General features: G+C 69.2%; 20 protein-coding genes. 14 read left to right on the top strand and 6 right to left on the bottom strand.

Translation table 11 applies throughout. The features are described 5' to 3' along the window. Nucleotides 1–228 precede the first annotated feature (228 nt). Both proC and Pmi06nite_RS20555 read right to left on the bottom strand, forming a co-directional pair. Nucleotides 229–1023 (bottom strand): pyrroline-5-carboxylate reductase, encoded by a 795-nt coding sequence (proC, locus tag Pmi06nite_RS20560; RefSeq protein ID WP_203954677.1) that lies wholly within the window; start codon nucleotides 1021–1023, stop codon nucleotides 229–231. A 45-nt stretch (nucleotides 1024–1068) separates the two neighbouring features. Further along, nucleotides 1069–2271 carry an MFS transporter gene (locus tag Pmi06nite_RS20555; RefSeq protein WP_239114055.1) on the bottom strand — a complete coding sequence of 401 codons (1203 nt, stop codon included), beginning with the start codon at nucleotides 2269–2271 and terminating at the stop codon, nucleotides 1069–1071. Between the two features lie 431 nt (nucleotides 2272–2702). Between Pmi06nite_RS20555 and Pmi06nite_RS20550 the strand changes: the two genes are divergently transcribed. The 9 genes from Pmi06nite_RS20550 (at nucleotide 2703) to Pmi06nite_RS20510 (ending at nucleotide 10954) form a co-directional block, all read left to right on the top strand. After that, nucleotides 2703–4091: an efflux RND transporter periplasmic adaptor subunit gene (locus Pmi06nite_RS20550; RefSeq protein ID WP_203954675.1), complete on the top strand. Its 1389-nt coding sequence runs from the start codon at nucleotides 2703–2705 to the stop codon at nucleotides 4089–4091. Between the two features lie 14 nt (nucleotides 4092–4105). Continuing rightward, nucleotides 4106–4885, top strand: a complete 780-nt coding sequence (locus Pmi06nite_RS20545; protein ID WP_203954674.1) for an ABC transporter ATP-binding protein — start codon at nucleotides 4106–4108, stop codon at nucleotides 4883–4885. Beyond that, entirely contained in the window at nucleotides 4882–6066 is a 1185-nt protein-coding gene (locus tag Pmi06nite_RS20540; RefSeq protein ID WP_203954673.1) for an ABC transporter permease, read from the top strand. The genes Pmi06nite_RS20545 and Pmi06nite_RS20540 overlap by 4 nt, the downstream gene beginning before the upstream one ends. A 44-nt stretch (nucleotides 6067–6110) precedes the next feature. Continuing rightward, nucleotides 6111–7274 carry an acetoin utilization protein AcuC gene (locus Pmi06nite_RS20535; RefSeq protein ID WP_203954672.1) on the top strand — a complete coding sequence of 388 codons (1164 nt, stop codon included), beginning with the start codon at nucleotides 6111–6113 and terminating at the stop codon, nucleotides 7272–7274. A 62-nt stretch (nucleotides 7275–7336) separates the two neighbouring features. Then, nucleotides 7337–8137: a phosphatase gene (locus Pmi06nite_RS20530; RefSeq protein ID WP_203954671.1), complete on the top strand. Its 801-nt coding sequence runs from the start codon at nucleotides 7337–7339 to the stop codon at nucleotides 8135–8137. A gap of 309 nt (nucleotides 8138–8446) precedes the next feature. After that, nucleotides 8447–8650, top strand: coding sequence for a helix-turn-helix domain-containing protein (locus tag Pmi06nite_RS20525; RefSeq protein ID WP_030456159.1), 204 nt, complete (start codon nucleotides 8447–8449; stop codon nucleotides 8648–8650). Nucleotides 8651–8809: 159 nt separating this feature from the next. Continuing rightward, entirely contained in the window at nucleotides 8810–8908 is a 99-nt protein-coding gene (locus Pmi06nite_RS20520; RefSeq protein ID WP_018654693.1) for a 30S ribosomal protein bS22, read from the top strand. A 121-nt stretch (nucleotides 8909–9029) separates the two neighbouring features. Next, nucleotides 9030–10001 carry an NAD-dependent epimerase/dehydratase family protein gene (locus tag Pmi06nite_RS20515; protein ID WP_373317318.1) on the top strand — a complete coding sequence of 324 codons (972 nt, stop codon included), beginning with the start codon at nucleotides 9030–9032 and terminating at the stop codon, nucleotides 9999–10001. Then, the gene (locus Pmi06nite_RS20510) at nucleotides 9998–10954 is read left to right on the top strand and encodes a lysophospholipid acyltransferase family protein (RefSeq protein WP_373317317.1); all 957 of its coding nucleotides are present in this window, start codon (nucleotides 9998–10000) and stop codon (nucleotides 10952–10954) included. Before Pmi06nite_RS20515 ends, Pmi06nite_RS20510 begins: the two co-directional genes overlap by 4 nt. A gap of 11 nt (nucleotides 10955–10965) precedes the next feature. Here the strand turns inward: Pmi06nite_RS20510 and Pmi06nite_RS20505 are convergent, their stop codons facing one another. From Pmi06nite_RS20505 to Pmi06nite_RS20495, 3 genes are all read right to left on the bottom strand, one after another. Next, nucleotides 10966–11832, bottom strand: a complete 867-nt coding sequence (locus Pmi06nite_RS20505) for an HAD family hydrolase (protein WP_203954669.1) — start codon at nucleotides 11830–11832, stop codon at nucleotides 10966–10968. A gap of 65 nt (nucleotides 11833–11897) precedes the next feature. Then, a complete protein-coding gene (locus tag Pmi06nite_RS20500; protein ID WP_203954668.1) occupies nucleotides 11898–12581 on the bottom strand; it encodes a DUF5667 domain-containing protein in 684 nt (227 codons plus the stop codon). A gap of 84 nt (nucleotides 12582–12665) precedes the next feature. Next, the gene (locus Pmi06nite_RS20495; RefSeq protein ID WP_239114054.1) at nucleotides 12666–13349 is read right to left on the bottom strand and encodes a sigma-70 family RNA polymerase sigma factor; all 684 of its coding nucleotides are present in this window, start codon (nucleotides 13347–13349) and stop codon (nucleotides 12666–12668) included. Nucleotides 13350–13550: 201 nt separating this feature from the next. On the opposite strand from Pmi06nite_RS20495, the gene Pmi06nite_RS20490 reads away from it, so the two are divergent. Beyond that, nucleotides 13551–14996 (top strand): putative quinol monooxygenase, encoded by a 1446-nt coding sequence (locus Pmi06nite_RS20490; protein WP_203954667.1) that lies wholly within the window; start codon nucleotides 13551–13553, stop codon nucleotides 14994–14996. A 383-nt stretch (nucleotides 14997–15379) separates the two neighbouring features. Here the strand turns inward: Pmi06nite_RS20490 and Pmi06nite_RS20485 are convergent, their stop codons facing one another. Continuing rightward, entirely contained in the window at nucleotides 15380–15628 is a 249-nt protein-coding gene (locus Pmi06nite_RS20485; RefSeq protein WP_203954666.1) for a glutaredoxin family protein, read from the bottom strand. Nucleotides 15629–15808: 180 nt separating this feature from the next. Here Pmi06nite_RS20485 and Pmi06nite_RS20480 point away from each other — a divergent pair, with 180 nt between their 5' ends. The 4 genes from Pmi06nite_RS20480 to Pmi06nite_RS20465 are packed head-to-tail and all read left to right on the top strand — an operon-like array spanning nucleotide 15809 to nucleotide 20386. Continuing rightward, nucleotides 15809–16537, top strand: coding sequence for a redox-sensing transcriptional repressor Rex (locus Pmi06nite_RS20480; protein WP_203954665.1), 729 nt, complete (start codon nucleotides 15809–15811; stop codon nucleotides 16535–16537). Next, nucleotides 16534–17892, top strand: a complete 1359-nt coding sequence (locus tag Pmi06nite_RS20475) for a glutamyl-tRNA reductase (RefSeq protein WP_203954664.1) — start codon at nucleotides 16534–16536, stop codon at nucleotides 17890–17892. Before Pmi06nite_RS20480 ends, Pmi06nite_RS20475 begins: the two co-directional genes overlap by 4 nt. Further along, the gene (gene hemC / locus Pmi06nite_RS20470; protein WP_275409585.1) at nucleotides 17889–18800 is read left to right on the top strand and encodes a hydroxymethylbilane synthase; all 912 of its coding nucleotides are present in this window, start codon (nucleotides 17889–17891) and stop codon (nucleotides 18798–18800) included. The genes Pmi06nite_RS20475 and hemC overlap by 4 nt, the downstream gene beginning before the upstream one ends. Beyond that, nucleotides 18797–20386 carry a bifunctional uroporphyrinogen-III C-methyltransferase/uroporphyrinogen-III synthase gene (locus Pmi06nite_RS20465; RefSeq protein ID WP_203954663.1) on the top strand — a complete coding sequence of 530 codons (1590 nt, stop codon included), beginning with the start codon at nucleotides 18797–18799 and terminating at the stop codon, nucleotides 20384–20386. Before hemC ends, Pmi06nite_RS20465 begins: the two co-directional genes overlap by 4 nt. Nucleotides 20387–20425 lie beyond the last annotated feature (39 nt).

Here is a 20425-nt window from a genome sequence, read left to right as displayed (position 1 = left end):
TCCCCCCTGGGCCGTGATCATGCACAGGTTCGTGTTCATGCCACATGACCTGCACATTCTCTCGGCGTGATCATGCAGGGATTCGTGATCGTGTCGTATGACCTGCGCGGATACCCGGCGTGATCATGCACAGATTCGCGCCCGTGCCGTACGACCAGGGCATTCTCTTGTCGTGATCATGCACGAGGGGTCAGGAGGCCCAGTCGGGCGCGAGAGCCGTACGAGATGTCAGCCGGAGGCGAGCTGGCGACTGCGGTCGCGAGCCGCCTCGATGGCGTCGAGGAACGCGGCGCGCACCTTGTGACGCTCCAGTTCGGCGATGGCGGCGATCGTCGTGCCTCCGGGAGAGGTCACGGCCTCGCGGAGGATCACCGGGTGCTCGCCGGAGTCGCGAAGCATGATCGCGGCGCCGACGATCGACTGGGTGACCATGTCGAGCGCGGCCGCGCGGGGCATGCCCAGCAGGATGCCGGCGTCGACCATGGCCTCCACCAGGTAGAAGAAATACGCCGGGCCGCTGCCGGAGAGCGCGGTTGCGGCGTCCTGCTGCGACTCGGGGATCCGCAGCACCTTGCCGACGGGGGAGAGCAGGTCCTCGGCTCGCTTGAGGTGGGCCTCCGACGCGTGCTCACCTGCGGAGATGACGCTCATGGCCTCGTCGACCAGCACGGGGGTGTTGGACATGACCCTGACGACGGGCACCTCGCCGCCGAGCCTCGCCTCGACGAAGCCGGTCGTGATGCCCGCCGCCACCGAGATGATCAGGCTGCCCGCAGTGAGGTGGGGGGCGATCTCGGCGAGCAGGCTCGCCATGTCCTGCGGTTTGACCGCGAGGATGATGGTCTCGGCGCTCTTGACCGCCTCGGCGTTGTCGGTCACCCGCACGCCGTACCGCTCGCGCAGGGCCTCGGCGCGTTCCGGGCGCCGGACGGTCGCCGTGATCTCGTGCGGCCGGAGGCCGGCCCGCACCAGTCCGGACAGGAGGGCCTCGCCCATCTTGCCTGTTCCGAGAATCGCGATCATGGCATCGTCCTCACCGCTAGAACCCGGTTGGCAGCCTACCGACGCTCATGCCCTGCGGAGGTTCCGGATCGCGGGCACGCTCAGCAGGACGACGATGCCGGCCAGTCCCACGCCGAAACCGAACAGGAGCACGTGATCGGCTCCGACCCGTTCGGAGACGGGCCCGGAGAGCGCCTGGCCGATCGGCATGCTGAGGACCGAGCCCCCGACCTCGTAGGCCGTCACCCGGTTGAGGACGTCCGGAGCGACCTTGGTCTGGATGCTGGTGGCCCACATCACCGACCAGAAGGCCCACGCCGCCCCGCTGAGGGCGAACCCGGCCGCCATCACACCGGCGGGCATCCGGGTGGCGATGACCAATGGCTCCAGGAAGAACGCGATCATCACGATCGCTCCGGTGGCAAGCGGCCGGGCAGGCCTGACGTACATCGCGATCATGCCGCCAAGAATGGTCCCCGCGCCGACGGCCGACATCATCCAGCCGTAGGCCGACCTGCCCAGTTCTTCGGTGACCAGCGCGGCTCCGAGGGGCACGAGGGGGCCGAAGACCACCACGCCGTAGACGGCCCAGACGAGGATGACCGCCCACATCCATGTCCGGGACCGGAACTCGTCCCAGCCCTCACGCAGGTTTCTGAGCATCGACGATCCCGCGGTGATCGACGCTACCGGACGGACGCTCAGCGACAGGATGCAGACGGCGCTCACCGCGAAGGTGCCGGCGTTGACGCCGTAGACGACGCCCGCGCCGCCGAAGACCACCAGGATTCCGGAAAGCGCGGGTCCGAACAGTTGGGCGATGGCGTCGGCGACCCGCAGGGTGGCGTTGGCCCGCTGCACGTCTCGGGAGATCTGCGGCACCATGCTCGCCACGCCCGGCTGGAACATCGCGGCGGCGGCGCCGCTCAGCGCCGAGAGCACGATGAGCAGAACGAGTGAGGGCCTGCCGGTAAGGAAGCTGATCGCGATGACGGACTGCGTGACGACTCGCACCAGGTCGGCGCCGATCATCATGCGCCGAGCGGTGAACCGGTCGGCGAAGACTCCGCCGAACAGGATGAGGGTGCCCATGGGGGCCATCCACGCGGCGAGGACGAATCCGACACCGGTGGACCCGTATCCGGCTCCCAGAACGCCCAGCGAGACGGCGACGGGCAACATCGCGTCGCCGAGGATGGAGATGGCCCGGCCGACGAAGTAGAGCGCGAAGTCCCTCGTCCACAGGGGGAGCCGCTGCTCTTTTCCCACAGCCTGTACGGCCTGCGCCACTTCGCCCCCTGATGTCCGATCCGCCGCGGACATCATGCCAGATTGGAAAGTTTCCTAATCAAAGGGGTTTTCCTGAGTGGCGACCACGTGGTGGCCGTCCGCATGGCGAGCGGATTGCATGATCGCGCGAGGTGTTCGCGCTGGTCGCGGTAGATGAAAACAGAATTCGCGCATGATCACGATCGGTATTTTCCCTGGCAGGACGGCAAGATTTCGAAAGTGTGCATGATCACGGGCGGGGTTTGCGCCGGTCAGGCAACGTGATCACGAACCTGTGCATGATCACGCCGGTGGTGAAGGCCGGTGGTGAAGGCCGGTGGTGACGGCCGGTGGTGACGGCCGGTGGGGAAGCGGGTGGTGAAGTGGGTAGTTAAAGGGGGGTTGTTGACCATCCGTTTACGATTGATCGAGTGACGCCACGTCGCGGAATTCCTCCGCTTCTCGCCGTTCTCCTGATGGCCGGGTGCTCGTCCCCGGACACCCCCGCGGTTCAGGTCGCACAGGTCACCCGCACGCCGGTCAGCGAGGTCGTCGAGGCCCCCGCGACGGTCGGCGCGCGCGCCACGGCGGCGCTGACCACCCCCGCGTCCGGCACGATCTCCAAGCTCTACGTGCAGGACGGCGACACCGTCAAGAAGGGTCAGATCCTCGCGAGGATCAGCTCTCCGCAGGCAAAGGACCAGCTCGACCAGGCCCGAAAGGCCGACAAGCAGGCCTCCCGGCCCGTCTCGACGCGAGGCGTGTCCACGTCGGTACGGCTTCCGCCGCTGAAGGTGCCGGGAAGCCTCGACGCCAGGGTCGCGCGCGACTTCGCTCGAGCCAGGAAGGCGGCGGCGAAGGTCGAGGACCGGGCGATCAGAGCGCAACTCCTGGCCGCCATCGACGCGGCGCAGACCCAGCACAAGGCCCAGCGGCGGGAGCTCGACCAGGTGGTCAGCGGCCTCAACCGGTCGGTCGGCCAGGTGGTCGCGCAGGTGAGCGGCCAGCTCGGCGCGGGGCTCAGCGGCCTCACGGCGTCCATGTCGTCCCTTCAGGCGGCCTCGCGGTCGCAGACCAAGGCGGCGGTGAAGGCGGCCAAGCGAACCGTCGACGGGCTGGTCATCAAGGCCCCGTTCGGCGGGGTGATCACGCTGGGCGGCGCCTCCTCGGGAGGCGGCGCGGGGGACCTGAGCGGTCTTCTGGGGCAACTTCCCGCCGGTCTGGCCGGCCAGGCGGGCGCGGCCGCCCCCGCCTCGACAGGACGCTCAGGCGGGGTCGTCGCGACCGGCGTCCCGGTGGCGGCGGGGGACACGATCGTGACGGTCACCGACGTCTCGGCGCTCATCCTGTCCGCCGACGTGGACGAGACCGACGTCCTGCTGGTCCAGAAGGGGACGCCCGCGGAGGCCGAGTTCGACGCGGTCACCGGCGCCACTTACACCGCCACGGTGACGGGTGTCGGGGTCACCCCGAAGGAGGGGACCACCGGCGGGGTCAGCTATCCCGTGCGCCTGCGGCTCGGCGACGGCGTCTACGACGACCAGAGCCCCGCTCCGGCGCCCAAGCCCGGGATGAGCGCGGTGGTGCGCCTGACCGTACGGCAGGCCCCCGACGCGATAGCCGTACCGGCTTCGGCGATCGTGACGAGCGGCAGGGAGTCGATCGTCTGGGCGGTGCGCGGCGGCAAGGCCGAGCGCCGGGTCGTCAAGCTGGGAGCCCAGGGCGACGCCACCGTCCAGGTCGTCAGCGGGGTGTCGCCCGGCGAGCGGGTGGTCATCAAAGGCGCGGACACCGTCCGGCAGGCGCAAACCCTGCCATGACGACGGAACCCCCCATGACGTCGCCCGCGGCGTTCGAGGCGATCGGGCTGACCAGGTCGTACGACCTCGAAGGCGTGTCTGTGGACGCCCTGCGCGGCGTGGACCTGCGCATCGACCAGGGCGAGTTCGTGGCCATCCTCGGGCCGTCCGGCTCCGGAAAGTCCACGCTCATGCACCTGCTGGGCTGTCTCGACCGGCCGACGTCGGGCATCCTGCGGGTGGGCGGGGTCGACGTCGCGACCCTCGACGACACCCGCCTGGCCGAGTTGCGCAACCAGACCATCGGCTTCGTCTTCCAGTCCTTCCACCTGCTCGCCCGGACTCCGGCGCTCGACAACGTGGCGCTGCCCCTCGTCTACCGGGGCGTCACGAGATCGGAACGGCGCGCCCGGGCCGAGGCGGCGCTGAAGGCCGTGGGGCTCGGGCACCGGCTGGGCCATCGGCCCTCCCAGATGTCCGGCGGCGAGCAGCAAAGGGTCGCCATCGCCCGTGCCCTGGTGGGCGATCCTCAGGTCGTCCTGGCCGACGAGCCGACCGGCAATCTCGACACGCGCAACGGCGAAGAGGTGATGAACCTCCTCGAACGCCTCAACGCCGACAGCGGAGTGGCCGTCGTCCTGGTCACGCACGAGCCGGACGTCGCGGCCCGCGCCCGCCGGCAGATCCATGTCCGTGACGGTCTCATCGAGTTGGACTCGCGATCCCGTACGGCACCGGCCGGCGACGCGACCGAGTTGGACTCGCGATCCCGTACGGCACCGGCCGGCGACGTGACCGAGGGGGACGCGGGATGAGGACGGCGGAGGCGCTGCGGATGGCGCTGGAGGCCCTGCGGGTCAACCGGCTGCGCAGCACGCTGACCATGCTCGGCGTGATCATCGGTGTCCTGGCGGTCGTGATCCTCGTCGCCATCGGCACCGGAGCCAAGAACGCGGTCGAGAAGGAGATCGCCGGGCTCGGCAGCAACATCATTCTCGTCGTCCCCGGACAGGTCGGCCTGGGAGCCGCCCCGACGCAGAGCCGCCTCGACCTGACGGACGTGGCCTACGTCCGGCGCGTCGTCGGAGACCCGTCGAAGGTCACGGTGGCCGTCAACTCGGGCGAGTCGGTACGGGTGGGGCGTAACGAGGTGTTCGCCACGCTCACCGGGACCGACGAGAACATGCAGAACATCTTCGACCGGCCCCTGCGCCGCGGCCGCTACATGACCGCGACCGACGTCGACACCCGCCGCCGGGTGACCGTTCTGGGCTCGGAGGTCGCGGGGAAGCTGTTCGGCGACGTCGACCCCATCGGGCGCCAGGTGACGATCGCGGGCGTCCGGTTCCGGGTGATCGGGATCTACGAGTCCGTCGGCTCGACCTTCGGCGTCGCGCGGGACCAGGAGGTGCACGTCCCGGTCACCACCGCCCAGCGGCTCATCGGACTGCCGCGGATCAACGGCATCGCGGTCGGCGCGTCCGGTCCCGACGAGATCGAGTCGCTCCAGCACAAGGTCGTGGCGGCACTGGACGCCCGCTATCCGGACGAGCAGTTCTCCGCCGTGACCCAGACGCAGCTTCTGGGGACCATCGGCACGGTCCTCAGCATGCTGACGGGGGTCCTGGCCGCCATCGCCGGCATCTCGCTGCTGGTCGGAGGGGTGGGAGTCTCCAACATCATGCTCGTCAGCGTGCGGGAGCGCACCAAGGAGATCGGCCTGCGCAAGGCTCTCGGCGCCCGCCAGCGTGACGTCCTGTGGCAGTTCCTGATCGAGGCCGTGCTGCTCACGACGATCGGCGGGCTGATCGGCATCCTTCTCGGCGTCGGCGGCGCCCTGCTGATCCAGGCGCTCTCACCGGTTCCCGCCGCGATCACCTGGTGGTCGATCGCCCTCGCCTTCGGCGTCTCCGTCGGTGTCGGGGTCTTCTTCGGGGTCGCCCCCGCCCGGCGGGCAGGAAGGCTGGACCCCGTGGTCGCCCTCCGCTCCGAGTGATCCGCATGAGGTCCGGTGGACGTTCGTGCGGTAGCGTCGCGGGCATGAGTCAGGCGGTGCGGGTCGTCTGGGACGACGCTCTGATTTCCTATGACTTCGGGCCAGGTCATCCGCTTGCGCCCGTACGGGTCGAGCTGACCATGGCGCTCGCCCGCAGCCTCGGAGTGCTCGACGGCGTCGAGATCACCGGCTGCGCCCCCGCGACCGACGACGAGCTCGCGCTGGTTCACCATCGCGACTACATCGACGGGGTCAAAGAGGTCTCCGGCACCGGTCGCCCGAACCTTCGCTGGGGCCTGGGAACCCCGGACAACCCGGCGTTCGCCGGGGTGCACGAGGCCTCAGCCCTGGTCGCCGGAGCCACCCTGGAGGCCGCGAGAGCCGTCTGGACCGGCGAGACCGAGCACGCCCTCAACGTGGCGGGAGGGCTCCACCACGCGATGCCCTTCACCGCGAGCGGCTTCTGCGTCTACAACGACCCGGCGATCGCCATCGCGTGGCTGCTCTCCCAGGGCGCCACGAGGGTCGCCTACGTCGACGTGGACGTCCATCACGGCGACGGCGTCCAGACGGCCTTCTACGCCGATCCGCGCGTGTTGACGATCAGCCTCCACGAGAGTCCCACCACGCTCTTCCCGGGGACGGGCTTCCCCCGGGAGACGGGCGCGGACGGCACCTCGGTCAACGTCGCCCTGCCCGCCGGGTGCGGCGACGCGGGCTGGCTGCGCGCCTTCCACGCCGTCGTCCCGCCGCTCCTGCGCGAGTTCGCTCCCGAGGTCCTCGTGACCCAGCAGGGCTGCGACAGCCACGCGCTCGACCCTCTCGCCCACCTCATGCTCAGCCTCGACGGGCAGCGCACGGCCTACGCGGAGCTGCACCGGCTGGCGCACGAGACCGCCGGAGGGCGCTGGATCGCCACCGGGGGCGGAGGGTATGAGCTGGTGCAGGTGGTGCCCCGGGCCTGGACCCACCTCATCGCCGAGGCGGCGGGTTCACCCGTCGATCCCGAGACCCTCACACCGCAGGGCTGGCGGGACATGGTCAAGGAGCGGACCGGCGAGACGGCCCCGCTGACCATGACGGACGGCCGCCACCCCGGATACCAGGACATCGCGCAGGGATACGATCCAGCTGATGCCATCGACCGGGCGATCCTCGCGTGCAGGAACGCGGTGTTCCCCCTCCACGGACTCGATCCGATGCCGTAGCTCGACGGCCGGATCCGAGACCCCGCCGGAATCATGACGACACCAGGAGTGCTGTACCGATTGTGACCCGTCAGCCCGCCTCCCCTCCTCCTCCCACCCGCGCCGAGCTCAGCGATCATCTGGTCCGGACGCGCATCGCGGGCGAGGTCGCGACCAGCCGCGAGAACAACCTCGATCATTACCGCTCGCTGGCGCTGCGTGACCCGCACTACATGTTCGGGCTCACGCTGTCCGCCGAATGGACGTTCGCCGACATCCTCGAGCTCATGGCCAAGAAGACGGGTGTGGTCGCCGATCCCCGTCATCGCGAGGGCCAGGACACCATCGATCCGGAGCGGACGATCGACGCCGTGGAGGAGATGGGCGATCGCATCGCGGGGGTGCTCCGCCGCGGCGGAGCCCGGGTCATCGTCGCCACCGGGCACCCGACCGGCCTGCTGACCGTCCATCTGGCCCTGGCCCGGTTCGTCGTCGCCCACGGAGCGACGCTGCTGCTTCCCGCCGAGGGATGGAGCTACACCTACGGCGGGCTCGGCAGGCGCAGGAGGATCCGTTATCTCGACGGCGTGGCCATGCTCGACGATCGGGGCAACCTGGTCCACACGCACGATCCGCATCCCATGCGCGCGATGCTGGCGGAGGAGCGCCCCGACTTCGTGATCGCCGACCACGGCTGGGCGGGCGCGGCGGGAGAGGCCGGCGTCGAGACGGTCGGATTCGCCGACTGCAACGACCCCGCCCTCTTCGTCGGAGAGGCCGAGGACAAGATCGCGGTGGCCGTGCCGCTCGACGACAACGTGTTGCCGCGCTATTACAGTCCGCTCACGGCCTACCTTCTGGAACGGATCACTCAGGGGTTGTGACCCCAATCCGGACATCCCATTCGGGCATTTCGCGCCCGCTTTTCCACCAGAGTGTCCACCGTTTGCCAACTTTTTTGTGATCCTGGGCGACTCTAATGTGAGGGAAGTTGGTCCGTTCCAAGATTGAGGCGAAGGGCACGACCCGGCTGCTGCCAGCGATTTCTCGGTTTTGACGGCATAAGACTCCGGTGGCTGATGAAATGGGGGGTTTGCCTACATGGAGTCCGGACTTACGCTGACAGCAGTACACGTGCGTGAGCGAAGGCACCAGTGGGGATAACCCGGAAACACGTGCGGAAGAGGCGTCCGATGGGTGCAGGCGAAAGACCTCTCAGCGAGGTGAAGTTTCTGACGGTCGCAGAAGTTGCCACCGTCATGCGGGTGTCCAAGATGACGGTGTATCGGCTCGTGCACTCGGGCGAGTTGCCGGCCATCAGGGTCGGCCGATCTTTCCGAGTGCCTGAGCAGGCCGTCCACGACTACTTGAGGGACGCGTTCATCGAGGCTGGATGAGGCGCCCGGCGGCCGAGACCGTCGCTCCAAGGAGCGCACGGTCCGACGCAGGCCACGCGGGACCCCCTTGAGGGGCGATCTACCATGGATCGCCGGTAGGCTGTTGAGCCGGTGTGCGTTCGCGCGCCGGTTCTGACACCACCTTCACCTGGGGGTCCCGTGGGCTCTGTGATCAAGAAGCGCCGTAAGCGCATGGCCAAGAAGAAGCACCGCAAGCTGCTCAAGAAGACTCGCATTCAGCGGCGTAACAAGAAGTAGTCGAGACGGAGCGCGCACCGGTCCCGAGGGACCGGGCCACCGTTGAAATGCCCCATATTGCGAGGCGACGTTGACCCATACCGTGCTCGTCACCGGGGTCTCTCGCCATATCGGCGCCCGAGTGGCCAGTGCTCTCGCGGCGGATCCGGGGATCGGACGGGTCATCGGTGTGGACACGGTGCCGCCGTCCTCGCTGACACGTGACGGCGGAGCCCTGCTCGGCCGTACCGAATTCGTCCGGATCGACCTGCGGACCCCCGACATCGCCCAGGTCATCTCGGCCGAGGACGTCGACACCGTCGTGCACATGAGCCTGGTCAGCGAGCCCGCCAAGAGCCGCTCGGCCATGATGGAGCACAACGTCATCGGCACCATGCAGTTGCTGGCCGCCTGTCAGCGATCCGCGATGGTGCGCCGGGTGGTGGTCCGTTCGACCACGGCGGTGTACGGCTCCTCGCCGCATGCCCCGGCCGTGTTCACCGAGGACACCGAGCCCGTCGACGTGCCGCACAGCGGCTACGCCAAGGACGCCATAGAGATCGAAGGCTACGTCCGCGGGTTCGCCAGACGGCGGTCCGACGTGTTGACCTCGACCTTGAGGTTCGCCAATCTCATGGGACCGCGCGTCGACTCGCCCCTCACCCGGTACTTCTCGCAGCCGGCGTTGCCGACCGTCTTCGGCTTCGATCCCCGGCTGCAGTTCGTGCACGAGGACGACGTGGTCGAGGTGATGTGCCGGATGGCGGTCGAGGACCGTCCCGGCGTCTTCAACGTGTCCGGTGACGGGGTCCTGCTGCTGTCGCAGTGCGTCCGGCGGGCCGGCCGGACGGCGCTGCCGGTCCCGTCCCCCGCCTTCGGCGTCCTCGGGATGCTGGCGCGGACCACCGGCCTGGTCGACTTCTCTCCCGAGCAACTCGCGCTGATGAGCCACGGCCGGGTCGTCGACACCACCCGGCTGGCCGCCACGCTCGCCTGGAAACCCAAGTTCACTACGGCTGCCGCGTTCGACGACTTCTTACAGTCGCGCGGCATGGGCGCGGACAGGACGGCCGCCCTGGTCGACTGGCTGTCCGGCCTGGCGACGAGGCGGTGAGCGAGATCTCTGCTTCCGAGACGCCCTCCGAGGAGGGCGCACGGATCATCCCCATTTCCGCGGCCCGTGGGACGCCTCCGCCCGGCCCGTCGGACGCCACAGGCCCTGCGGGATCGGTGGACGAACGGCTCGCCGAACTGCTCGCCCTCCTCCGGCGCAGGATCGCCGGAGACTACGAGGTCGACGAATTCGGCTTCGATCCCGAGCTCAACGACAAGGTCCTGCTCGAGCTGATCCGGCCGCTCTACCGGCACTGGTTCCGGGTGGAGACGCTCGGCGTGGACAACGTCCCCGCCGAGACCGGCGCCCTGGTGGTGGCCAACCATTCGGGCACGCTTCCCGTGGACGCGCTGATGATGCAGGTGGCACTGCACGACGAGGCGCACCGGGCGGTCCGGCTGCTCGGCGCCGACCTGGTCTACCAGCTGCCGGTCCTCGGCCATCTGTCCCGCAAGACGGGGCACACCCTGGCCTCCCGTGAGGACGCCGACAGGCTGCTGCGCAAGGGCGAGCTCGTCGGGGTCTTCCCCGAGGGCTTCAAGGGCGTGGGCAAACCCTTCTCGGAGCGCTACAAGCTTCAGCGGTTCGGCCGTGGCGGCTTCGTGACCTCGGCCGTCCGCGCCGGCACGCCGATCGTTCCCTGCGCCATCGTCGGCGCCGAGGAGATCTACCCCAAGATCGGTGACTTCTCCACGCTGGCCAGGTTGCTCGGCCTGCCGTACCTGCCGATCACGCCGTTCTTCCCCTGGCTGGGCCCGCTGGGGCTGATCCCGCTGCCGTCCAAGTGGCTGATCGAGTTCGGTGAGCCCATCCGCACCGACCAGTTCGACCCTGAGGACGCCGACGACCCCATGCTGGTCTTCAACCTGACCGACCAGGTCCGCGAGGCGATCCAGCAGCAACTCGACGCGCTGCGCCTGCGGCGCGGGCCCGCCTTCCCGCCGTTCTTCTGACCGGGTCCCCGCTAGCTCGAGCGGTAGTGCCGGCGCAGTGCGATGCCCGCGGCGACGCCGCCGGCGATGGCGCCCGCCGTCGCCGCGATCGGCAGGCCGATCATCGTGGCCTTCCGCCCGGTGCGGAAATCGCGGATCTGCCAATCCTGGTCCCTGGCGTACTCGCGCAACTCGCTGTCGGGGTTGATCGCGTACGCGTGGCCGACGAGCGACAACATGGGCAGGTCGTTGGCCGAGTCGCTGTAGGCCGAGCAGCGTGACAGGTCGAGCCCCTCACGCCGGGCCAGCGCCCGGACGGCCTCGGCCTTGGCGGGCCCATGGAGGAGATCGCCGACGAGCCTGCCGGTGTAGGCGCCCTCCGTCGTCTCCGCGACCGTTCCGAGTGCTCCGGTCAACCCCAGACGCTGCGCGATCACCCGGGCCAGCTCGACCGGCGTCGCGGTGACCAGCCACACCCGCTGGCCCGCGTCCAGATGGGCCTGGGCCAGTGCGCGGGTGCCCGCCCACACGCGGTCGGCCATGACCTCGTCGTAGATCTCCTCGCCGAGCCGTACGACGTCGTCGACTTTGAGGCCGGCCACGAAGGCCAGGGCCATCTCCTTGGCCCGGGCGATGTGCTCGGGGTTCTCGTTTCCTCTGACGCGGAACCAGGCCTGGCCGGCGGCGAACTTCATGAGGTCGCTCGTGGTGAACAGACCGCGCGAGGCCAGGCCCCGCGCGAAGTGGTAGATCGAGGCGCCGCGCATCATCGTGTTGTCGACGTCGAAGAAAGCCGCCGCGGTGGGATCCGGGATCACCGCCGGCGCCGAGACCGCCGCGGCCGCCGCCACTTCACCCGCGATCTCTGCCGCTTCCCGCCGTCGCAATAGCCGCCTCATGGCACATCAGCTTAACCGTCCCGGGTTGCCCCGAATGGGAACAGCCGCGGACGGCACATGACGTGTCAACGGCCGGGAACCATGAACATGTCAATATATTTCAGATACTTATTCGCTTTCTTGCGATTTGCGGCATCGAGCTTCGGAAGCAGTGACTCGACGGCGTCGCGCTGCTCTCTCGCGAAGCGCCGTGCCTCGGTGCTCGCGTCCTGTCCGTGCCGTTCGACCCGGCCCAGTGCGGCCCTCGTCTTGGACTCCATGTCTTCGAGGGTCCGTTCGATGAGCTCGTCCCGGCTCGGGTCCGGTGTCGAGTAGGCCGCCAGGGACGCGGTCTCGGCCGCCCTGAGGCGCGCGGCGCCCATCTCCCGCTGAGCCCGCTCCTCGCCGGACGCCATGGACAGCAGCGTCGACTCCGCGGCCCGCTTGAGCGGGTAGAGCGGCTCGCCGGGGACGGAGTGGTAGGTCCGGATGCCCGTGCCGTACATGCCGATCAGCAGCACCCCGAACACGAGGGCCGGGCGGAACCGCGCGAACAGCGATCGGCGGCGCACCTGCGGCCGCTGCGCGGGTGGCTCCGATGCGGGCACCCGTTCCGCTGCGTGGGTCCGCAGGAGCTCTTCGCGCAGGCCGGCGCGGAACTCGGGGCTCGGGCCGCTGAGGAAGCCGCTGAGCTCCGAGAGGCGCGCGACGACCTGGCCGCCGCGTGTCGTCCGTCCGCGCAGCCGGCGCGAGGCCCGCCAGCAGCTCATGAGTAATGCTCCCGCCATCCCCCGTTTGATCCACCCCTGCCACATGCCCAACGACGGGACGGGGCGCAGGTTACGGCAGGTGCGCTAACCGAGATCCTTCGGTAGTGACCGGGCGAGTGCCTTGATCGCCCGAAATTGCAGGGCCTTGATCGCACCGCTCTTCTTGCCCATCGCCACGGCCGTCTCGGCCAGTGACATCCCATGGAGGAAGCGAAAGATCACGCAGGCCTGCTGCTCGGGCCCGAGTTGCTTGATCGCTTGCATCACCCGCTCGTTCACCATGTTCGTGACGACGGCGTTCTCCGGGATGTGCGGCCCGTCCAGCGGCCGGTCGAAGACCTCGGCGGTGGTGACCTCGAGGCGGTTGCGGCCCGACTTGAAATGGTCGGCCACGAGGTTGCGGGCGATGGTGACCAGCCACGCACCGAAGTCCCTGCCCTGCCAGGTGAAGTCCGAGATGCTCCGCAGGGCGCGCAGGAACGTCTCGCTGGTGAGATCCTCCGTCTGCGCGTGCGTGCCGACCCGGAAGTAGATGTAGCGGTACACCAACTCCAGGTAACGGTCGTAGAGCACGCCGAACGCCTCAGTGTCCCCGGTTTTGGCGCGCAGGACCAGCTCTCGCATCTCCTCGTCCTCGCCTGCGGCGGGGTCGATGGGGCGCGCAGGAGGCGATGCTCCGCGGGCGACTGGAGGGGCCAGTCCGGCCAACGGCCACGTGTTCGGCATCCGGTGTCCCTTGGGGGAAGGGGAGTCCGCGTGCTCGAACACTCTAGAAATCATCGGCAAATAACACAATCCGTCTGAGCGCCGCAGTCACCATACGTGACAGAACTTGTTCCCTGATCGGGGTGGTCCGGGGGTGTTTGTGGGGATCCGGCTACCCGTCAGGCGGCAATGTCCGGCAGCATGGGTTCCACCATGGGAGTCCTTGTCGCTTTCTTAGCCCTCGCCGGCGCCCTCACCGCCGGGATGACCACAGCTGTCCTGATCGGGCGCCTCCGAGAGGAGCCGACGGGTTGGCTGATCGCCTGGAGCGTCGCCGCGGGCGCGCTGACCCTGTCACTCGGGACCATCGGGATCGGCCATCTCGCGGGTTTCGGGGCCGGGATCTTCCGGATATCGCAGATCACGGGGTCTTTGCTGGCTCCGCTCTGGCTGGCGGTCGGCGTTCTTCAGCTTTTGGCGGACAAGGGCTCCTCCCGCTTCGGCGGGTGGTTGATCGGCTCGGCGCTGACGGTCATCGGCGCGGTCATCCTGCTGCTCGACCCGATCTCGGGAGCCTTCTCCAAGGAGCTTCCCGACGCCGGAGCGCACTGGGACATCTGGCCGGAGTATCTGCTCCACGGAGTCCACGGCCTCGTGATCGTCATGTTGGTGATCTCCCTGGCCGTCTCCCTGCTGAGCTGGCGTGACGGTGACGACTTCGACATCGACAACATGCAGGCCACGGTCGTGCTGGCCCCCGCGGGCATGCTGCTGTCGGCGGCACTGGAGCTGGGCCTCCCGGCGATCCTCGTGGTGGTCCTCATGGCGGTCACTGCCGGAGGCATCTGGTACGCCGTGGCCAGGCCGCTCGCGCCGTACGAGGACGATGACGAGGAAGAGGACGACGAGCCCGACGAGTGGATGTCGCGCTCCCGGCGCGCCGCCGACCGTCACGAGCCCCAGGTCGCCGCCCCGTCGCCCATCCCGCCTCTTCCCCCGGCGCCCCGGCGATCGGGTCTGGGCGATCTCGTTGCCGAGTACCAGGCGAAGGAGGAGGCCGAGCTCGACTTCGCGAACCGCATGCAATCGGCGGACGGCTTCGGGCCCCGCGCTCGGCCGGACGACTTCGCGGGACCGGCGACAGGGCAGCTGATCATGCCCGACCCGTACGGCCAGCCCCGCCAGGCCGACTTCGGCGTCCCTGCTCCCGGCGCCCCGCCGGTCGATCCCCATGACATGCCCGCCACCGGCATCATGTTGCCCGTGGTGGACAGCCCGGCGTTCCCCGCAGCCGCGGCCGCGGCCTTCGGCTCGGCCTTCGGTGCGGCGGCCGGTCAGGGCGTCTCCGCGTCGCGCCAGGACGGCTCGGTCAAGCCCGCGGCCGGCATCTACGGCATCCTCACCGTGTTCACCCTGATGGACGGCTCAGGTGAGGCCTTCGACAAGCTGGCGGAGGAGACCGTCGAGGCCGTCCTGCGGAACGAGCCCGACACGCTGATCTTCATCTGCCACGCCGTCAAGTCGGCGCCGCTCCAGCGCATCGTCTACGAGCTCTACCGCGACGAGGTGGGCTTCTCCGAGCACCAGCGCCAGCCGCACATGGAGCGTTTCGCCACCGAGCGGCAGCCGCTCGTCCTGGCGACCAATGTCATCGAGCTCACGGTGAACGCCGCCAAGGTGGTGCCCCTCCCCGCCGCCTACCGTGTTTGACGCACTCGCTCCGCTCGCGGGGCTCGGGACGCCGCGTTCAATTGCCTCGCCTTCGGCTCGGCGGGCTCGGTGCGCCTTAGAGGCCACGTCTTCCCTCGTCACGTCCTCGCTCGTGCCTCGCTGCGGGCGTTCCTCAGTCCAGACACGGCCGCGCCCCTCACCGTGCGAGTGCCGCCCAAGAGTGGCATAGGACTCTCTTGACGTCGGGGAGCAAGGTGGAACGCGAGGGGCGCGGCGGTGCCTGGACTGAGGAGTAAGGGGGAAGCGAGGAACGAGCGACCCCGAGCGACGAGGGAAGGCATCGCCTCAAGGGCGCTCCGAGCCCGCCTTGCCGGAGGCGAGGCGATCAAACGCTGAGCCCGCGCGAGCGGAGCGAGCGCAGATCAAACCTGCAAGGCGGCGCGGAGGCGGGTCTCGTTCACACGCCAGTAATCATGCTGGACGCCGTCGACGAGGACGACCGGGATCATCTCCCCGTATTCCGCCAGGTCCTCGGGGGAGACGGTGATGTCCCTCTCCTCCCACTCCACACCGAGATCCCGCGTCACTCGTTCCACGACCGCGCGGGCGTCGTCGCACAGGTGGCAGCCGGGTTTGCCGAGCAGGGTGATCCGGTGATCCTGAGGGGACATGGCCCCAGGATATGCCGGTGTACGCGGGTCGGATTCGCTACCGGGCCGTTGTCCTGGGACAGTTAACGGACGCTCACTTTGTGCGTAGCTTCACAAAGGCACTAATGTGATGTTCATCCGTCGCATCCGCTCGTGCGGCCGGGGACGCACCGGCCGTCCGTCCCCCTGGAGCACCGGCACGTGACACGCCGTATTCCGCAAGCACGCGATCGTGGCATTCCCGACGCGACCGTCGCGAGACTGCCGCTCTATCTGCGTGCCCTCAACGGGCTGTCCGAGCGCGGAACTCCCACGGTGAGTTCGGAGGACCTGGCGATGGCCGCGGGGGTGAACTCCGCGAAGCTCCGCAAGGACCTGTCCCACCTCGGCTCGTACGGCACGCGTGGCGTCGGTTACGACGTCCAATACTTGATCTACCAGATCTCACGTGAGCTTGGTCTCACCCAGGATTGGGCCGTCGCCATCGTCGGAGTCGGTAACCTCGGTCGGGCCCTCGCCAATTACGGCGGGTTCGCATCCAGGGGATTTCGCATCGCGGGCCTCCTGGACGCCGATCCCGCAGTGGTCGGCGACCGAATCGCCGGTCTCGTCGTGGAGCACACCGACGAGTTGGAGTCCGTCATCGCCGGTCGCGCGGTGTCGATCGTGGTGATCGCCACGCCGGCGACCGCGGCCCAACATGTCTGCGATCGGGTCACGGAGGCGGGTGTCACGAGTATTTTGAACTTCGCGCCTGTCGTGCTGAATGTGCCTGAGGGCGTAGATGTCCGTAAAGTCGATTTATCTATCGAGCTGCAGATCCTTGCGTTCCACGAGCAGCGCAAGGCCAATGGAGGGCCCATCATGGCCGAGGAGTGGCCAGGCGGGGTTGAACAAGTGAATGAGCGATCGATCGGAGCGAGCTCATGAGCCTCCTCGTCGTCGGGCTGAGCCATCGGTCCGCTCCCGTGGCGCTTCTTGAGCGCGTCACGGTCAGCGGCGATGCGCTCGAAAAGCTCCTGCACGACGTCAGCCAGAGCGAGCACGTGGCCGAGGCCCTGGTGGTCTCCACCTGCAACCGGGTCGAGGTCTACGCCGACGTCGATCGGTTCCATGGCGGTGTGACCGCCATCAGCGATCTGCTGAGCGCGCACTCCGGCATGCCCCAGGAGCAGCTCGGCAGGCACCTCTACGTGCACTACGAGGACCGGGCGGTCCAGCATCTGTTCAACGTGACCTGCGGGCTCGACTCGATGGTGGTCGGCGAGGGGCAGATCCTCGGGCAGTTCCGCTCCGCCCTGCGGCTCGCGCAGAACCAGGGCACTGCGGGGTCCTCGCTCAACGAGCTCGCGCAGCACGCTCTTCGCGTCGGCAAGCGCGCGCACACCGACACCGACATCGACCGTGCCGGCGCGTCGCTGGTGGGAGTCGGCCTGACCCTGGCCGAGCGGGTGATCGGCCCGATCGCCGGCAGGCGGGCCCTGGTCGTCGGCGCCGGTTCGATGAGCGCCCTGTCCGCCGCGACGTTGTCCCGCGCCGGCGTCACGGACATCGTCATCGCCAACCGCACGCACGCCCGTGCCGTACGGCTGGCCGAAACGGTCGGCGGGAGGGCCGCCTACCTGGCGGATCTTCCCGCGGAGCTCGCCCAGGCCGATCTGGTGATCTCCTGTGTGGGGGCCGGCTCCCGCGCGGTCACGGCGGAGATGGTCATGGCCGCCATGGAGACACGCGAGCCCGGCGGGCTCTTCCTCCTCGACCTCGCGCTCCCGCACGACATCGACCCGGGAGTGCGCGCCATCCCCGGCGTGACGCTCGTCGACCTGGAGTCGATGCAGCAGGCCGGTCTGGGAGCGGGCACCGGTGACGGCGGGCACGCCGAGGCGATCACCGCCGTCAAGCGGATCATCGCCGAGGAGGTCACCGCCTACCTCGACTCCGAGCGGGCCGCCAAGGTGACCCCGACGGTGGTCGCGCTGCGGAGCAAGGCCGCGCAGGTGGTCGAGGCGGAGATCGGCCGGCTGATGTCACGGCTGCCGACCTTGGACGCGCGGATGCGCGACGAGGTCACCCAGACCGTCAGGAGAGTCGTCGACAAGCTGCTCCACGAGCCCACGGTGCGGGTGAAGCAGCTGGCCACCTCGCCTGGGGGCGATCACTACGCCGAGGCGCTCCGCGAGCTGTTCGATCTCGATCCGAAGGCGCCCGGCGCCGTTTCGGGCATAGAGCTCGCCACTCTCGAGGCCGACCGCCGCAAGTCCGATGACATGGGAGCCGAGCAGTGAGCGCCGCCCTGCGTCTCGGGACGCGCAAGAGCCTGATGGCGACCACGCAGTCGCAGTTCGTCGCCGACCGGCTGACCGGCCTGACGGGCCGGGAGGTGGAACTGGTCGGCGTCACCACCTTCGGCGACGTCACCAAGGCCCACCTGACCCAGCTCGGGGGCACCGGCGTCTTCGTCAGCGAGTTGCGCGGCAAACTGGTCGAGGGTGCGATCGACTTCGCGGTCCATTCGCTGAAGGATCTCCCCACGACGCCCGACGAGCAGATCGTGATCGCGGCCATCCTCCCCCGGGACGACCCGCGCGACGCGCTGGTCAGCAATGCCAAGCTGGCGGACCTGCCGCCGGGGGCGCGGATCGGCACTGGTTCGCCGCGTCGCGTGGCCCAGCTCCGCTCGCTCCGGCCGGACCTCGACTACCAGCCCATTCGCGGCAACGCGGACACGCGCATCGGGAAGATAGCCTCTGGTGAGTTCGACGGCGTCGTGCTCGCCGCCGCGGGCCTGGAAAGGATCGGGCGCGACGGGGAGATCTCGGAGATCTTCGATGTCGACGCCATGGTCCCGGCCCCCGGGCAGGGCGCTCTCGCCGTCGAATGCCTGGCCTCCCGCACAGACCTGATCGAGCTGCTCGGCGTGCTCGACGACCCGCGTACGCGGGCCGCCGTGACGGCCGAGCGCTCGGTCCTCGCAGCCCTCGAGGCCGGTTGCGCGGCACCAGTAGGTGCTTTCGCGTCCGGTGACGGGCACATTCTCAATCTGACCGCTGTCGTCGTCTCCGCCGACGGCGCGCGGTCAGTGCGCAAGTCCGCCTCCGGACCTCCTCCGGCGGCCATGGACCTCGGCCGTGATCTCGCGGCCGCCATGATCGCAGAAGGGGCCGATACGTTGATGGGGGAGCAGACCCATTGAGCTCCGCGAACCGCAGTCCGCAGGCCCGTTCCGGGTTCGTCGCCTTCGTGGGCGCCGGGCCGGGTGACGAGAACCTGCTCACATTGCGTGGCGCCGACCTGCTGGGCAGGGCCGACGTCGTCGTTCTCGACCAGGGGGCGTACGGCTCGCTGCTGCGCCATTGCCGCGCGGGCGTGGAGGTCATGGACATCTCCCCGGACGCCGCGGAGAACTCGGTCTCGCTGAGGACGATCCAGCACGCGAAGGCGGGGCGGACCGTGGTCCGGCTGTGCCCGGGAGACCCGTCGTTCTTCTCCTCGGTCGGCGACGAGGTCGCGGCGTGCGCCAAGGCGGACGTCGAGTTCGAGATCGTTCCAGGCGTGCCGCCCGCCACCGCGGTGCTGACCTACGCGGGCATCCCGCCGGCGCCGGGTGTTCCCGAGTTCCGCGTCGTGGACGCGGCGCAGGTCGACGACTGGGCGCCGCACGCCGCCTGTACGGGCACCCTGGTCATCTACAACGGCGTCGCGGACGCCGTGCCGATCGGCAAGGCCCTGATCGCGGGGGGAAAGCCGGACTCGACCCCGGTGGCGGTCACCAGCGACGGAACGACGACCGAGCAGTACACGGTCGTGTCGTCGCTCGGCCGCCTCGCTCCTGATCTCAAGCACGCGGGCATGACCGAGCCGGCGGTGATCGTCGTGGGTGACGTCGTCGCCGCGCGCGACCGGCTGTCGTGGTTCGAGACCAAGGCGCTCTTCGGCTGGCGGGTGCTCGTCCCGCGTACCAAGGAGCAGGCGGAGGGCCTCTCGGAGCAACTGCGGTCCTACGGCGCGGTGCCGGAGGAGGTCCCGACCATCTCGGTGGAGCCGCCGCGCACCCCGCAGCAGATGGACCGGGCGATCAAGGGCCTGGTCACGGGCCGCTACGAGTGGGTCGCCTTCACCAGCGCGAACGCGGTCAAGGCCGTCCGGGAGAAGTTCGAGGAGTACGGCCTGGACGCCCGGGCCTTCGCCGGGCTCAAGGTCGCCGCCGTGGGCGACCCCACCGCCCAGGCCCTCGTGGAGTTCGGCGTGAAGCCCGACCTCATGCCCACGGGCGAGCAGTCGTCGGAGGGGCTGCTGGCGGAGTGGCCTCCGTACGACTCGATGCTGGACCCGATCAACCGCGTCCTGCTGCCCAGGGCCGACATCGCGACCGAGACGCTGGTCGCCGGGCTCACCGAACTCGGCTGGGAGTGCGACGACGTCACGGCGTACCGGACGGTCCGCGCCGCGCCCCCGCCCGCGCCCATCCGTGAGGCGATCAAGGGCGGCGGTTTCGACGCGGTGCTGTTCACCTCGTCCTCGACGGTGCGGAACCTGGTGGGCATCGCGGGCAAGCCGCACAACGTCACGGTCATCGCCGTGATCGGCCCGCAGACCGCCAAGACGGCCGAGGAGTTCGGCCTGCGCGTGGACGTGATGGCGGACAAACCATCGGCTTCCGCTCTGGCGGCGGCTCTCGCGGACTATGGTGCCAAGCAGCGGCACGCGGCGATCTCCGCGGGCGAGGTGCCTCGCCGGCCCTCCCAGACTCGCAGGGGCGCCCGGCGTCGCGTGAAGTGAGCGAGCGGGATGACGCGCCCGGATCGGATGCGTTGAACC

The organism is Planotetraspora mira (assembly GCF_016863275.1).
Taxonomy (GTDB): Bacteria; Actinomycetota; Actinomycetes; order Streptosporangiales; family Streptosporangiaceae; genus Planotetraspora; species Planotetraspora mira.
This window is presented reverse-complemented; position numbering and strand designations above follow the sequence as displayed.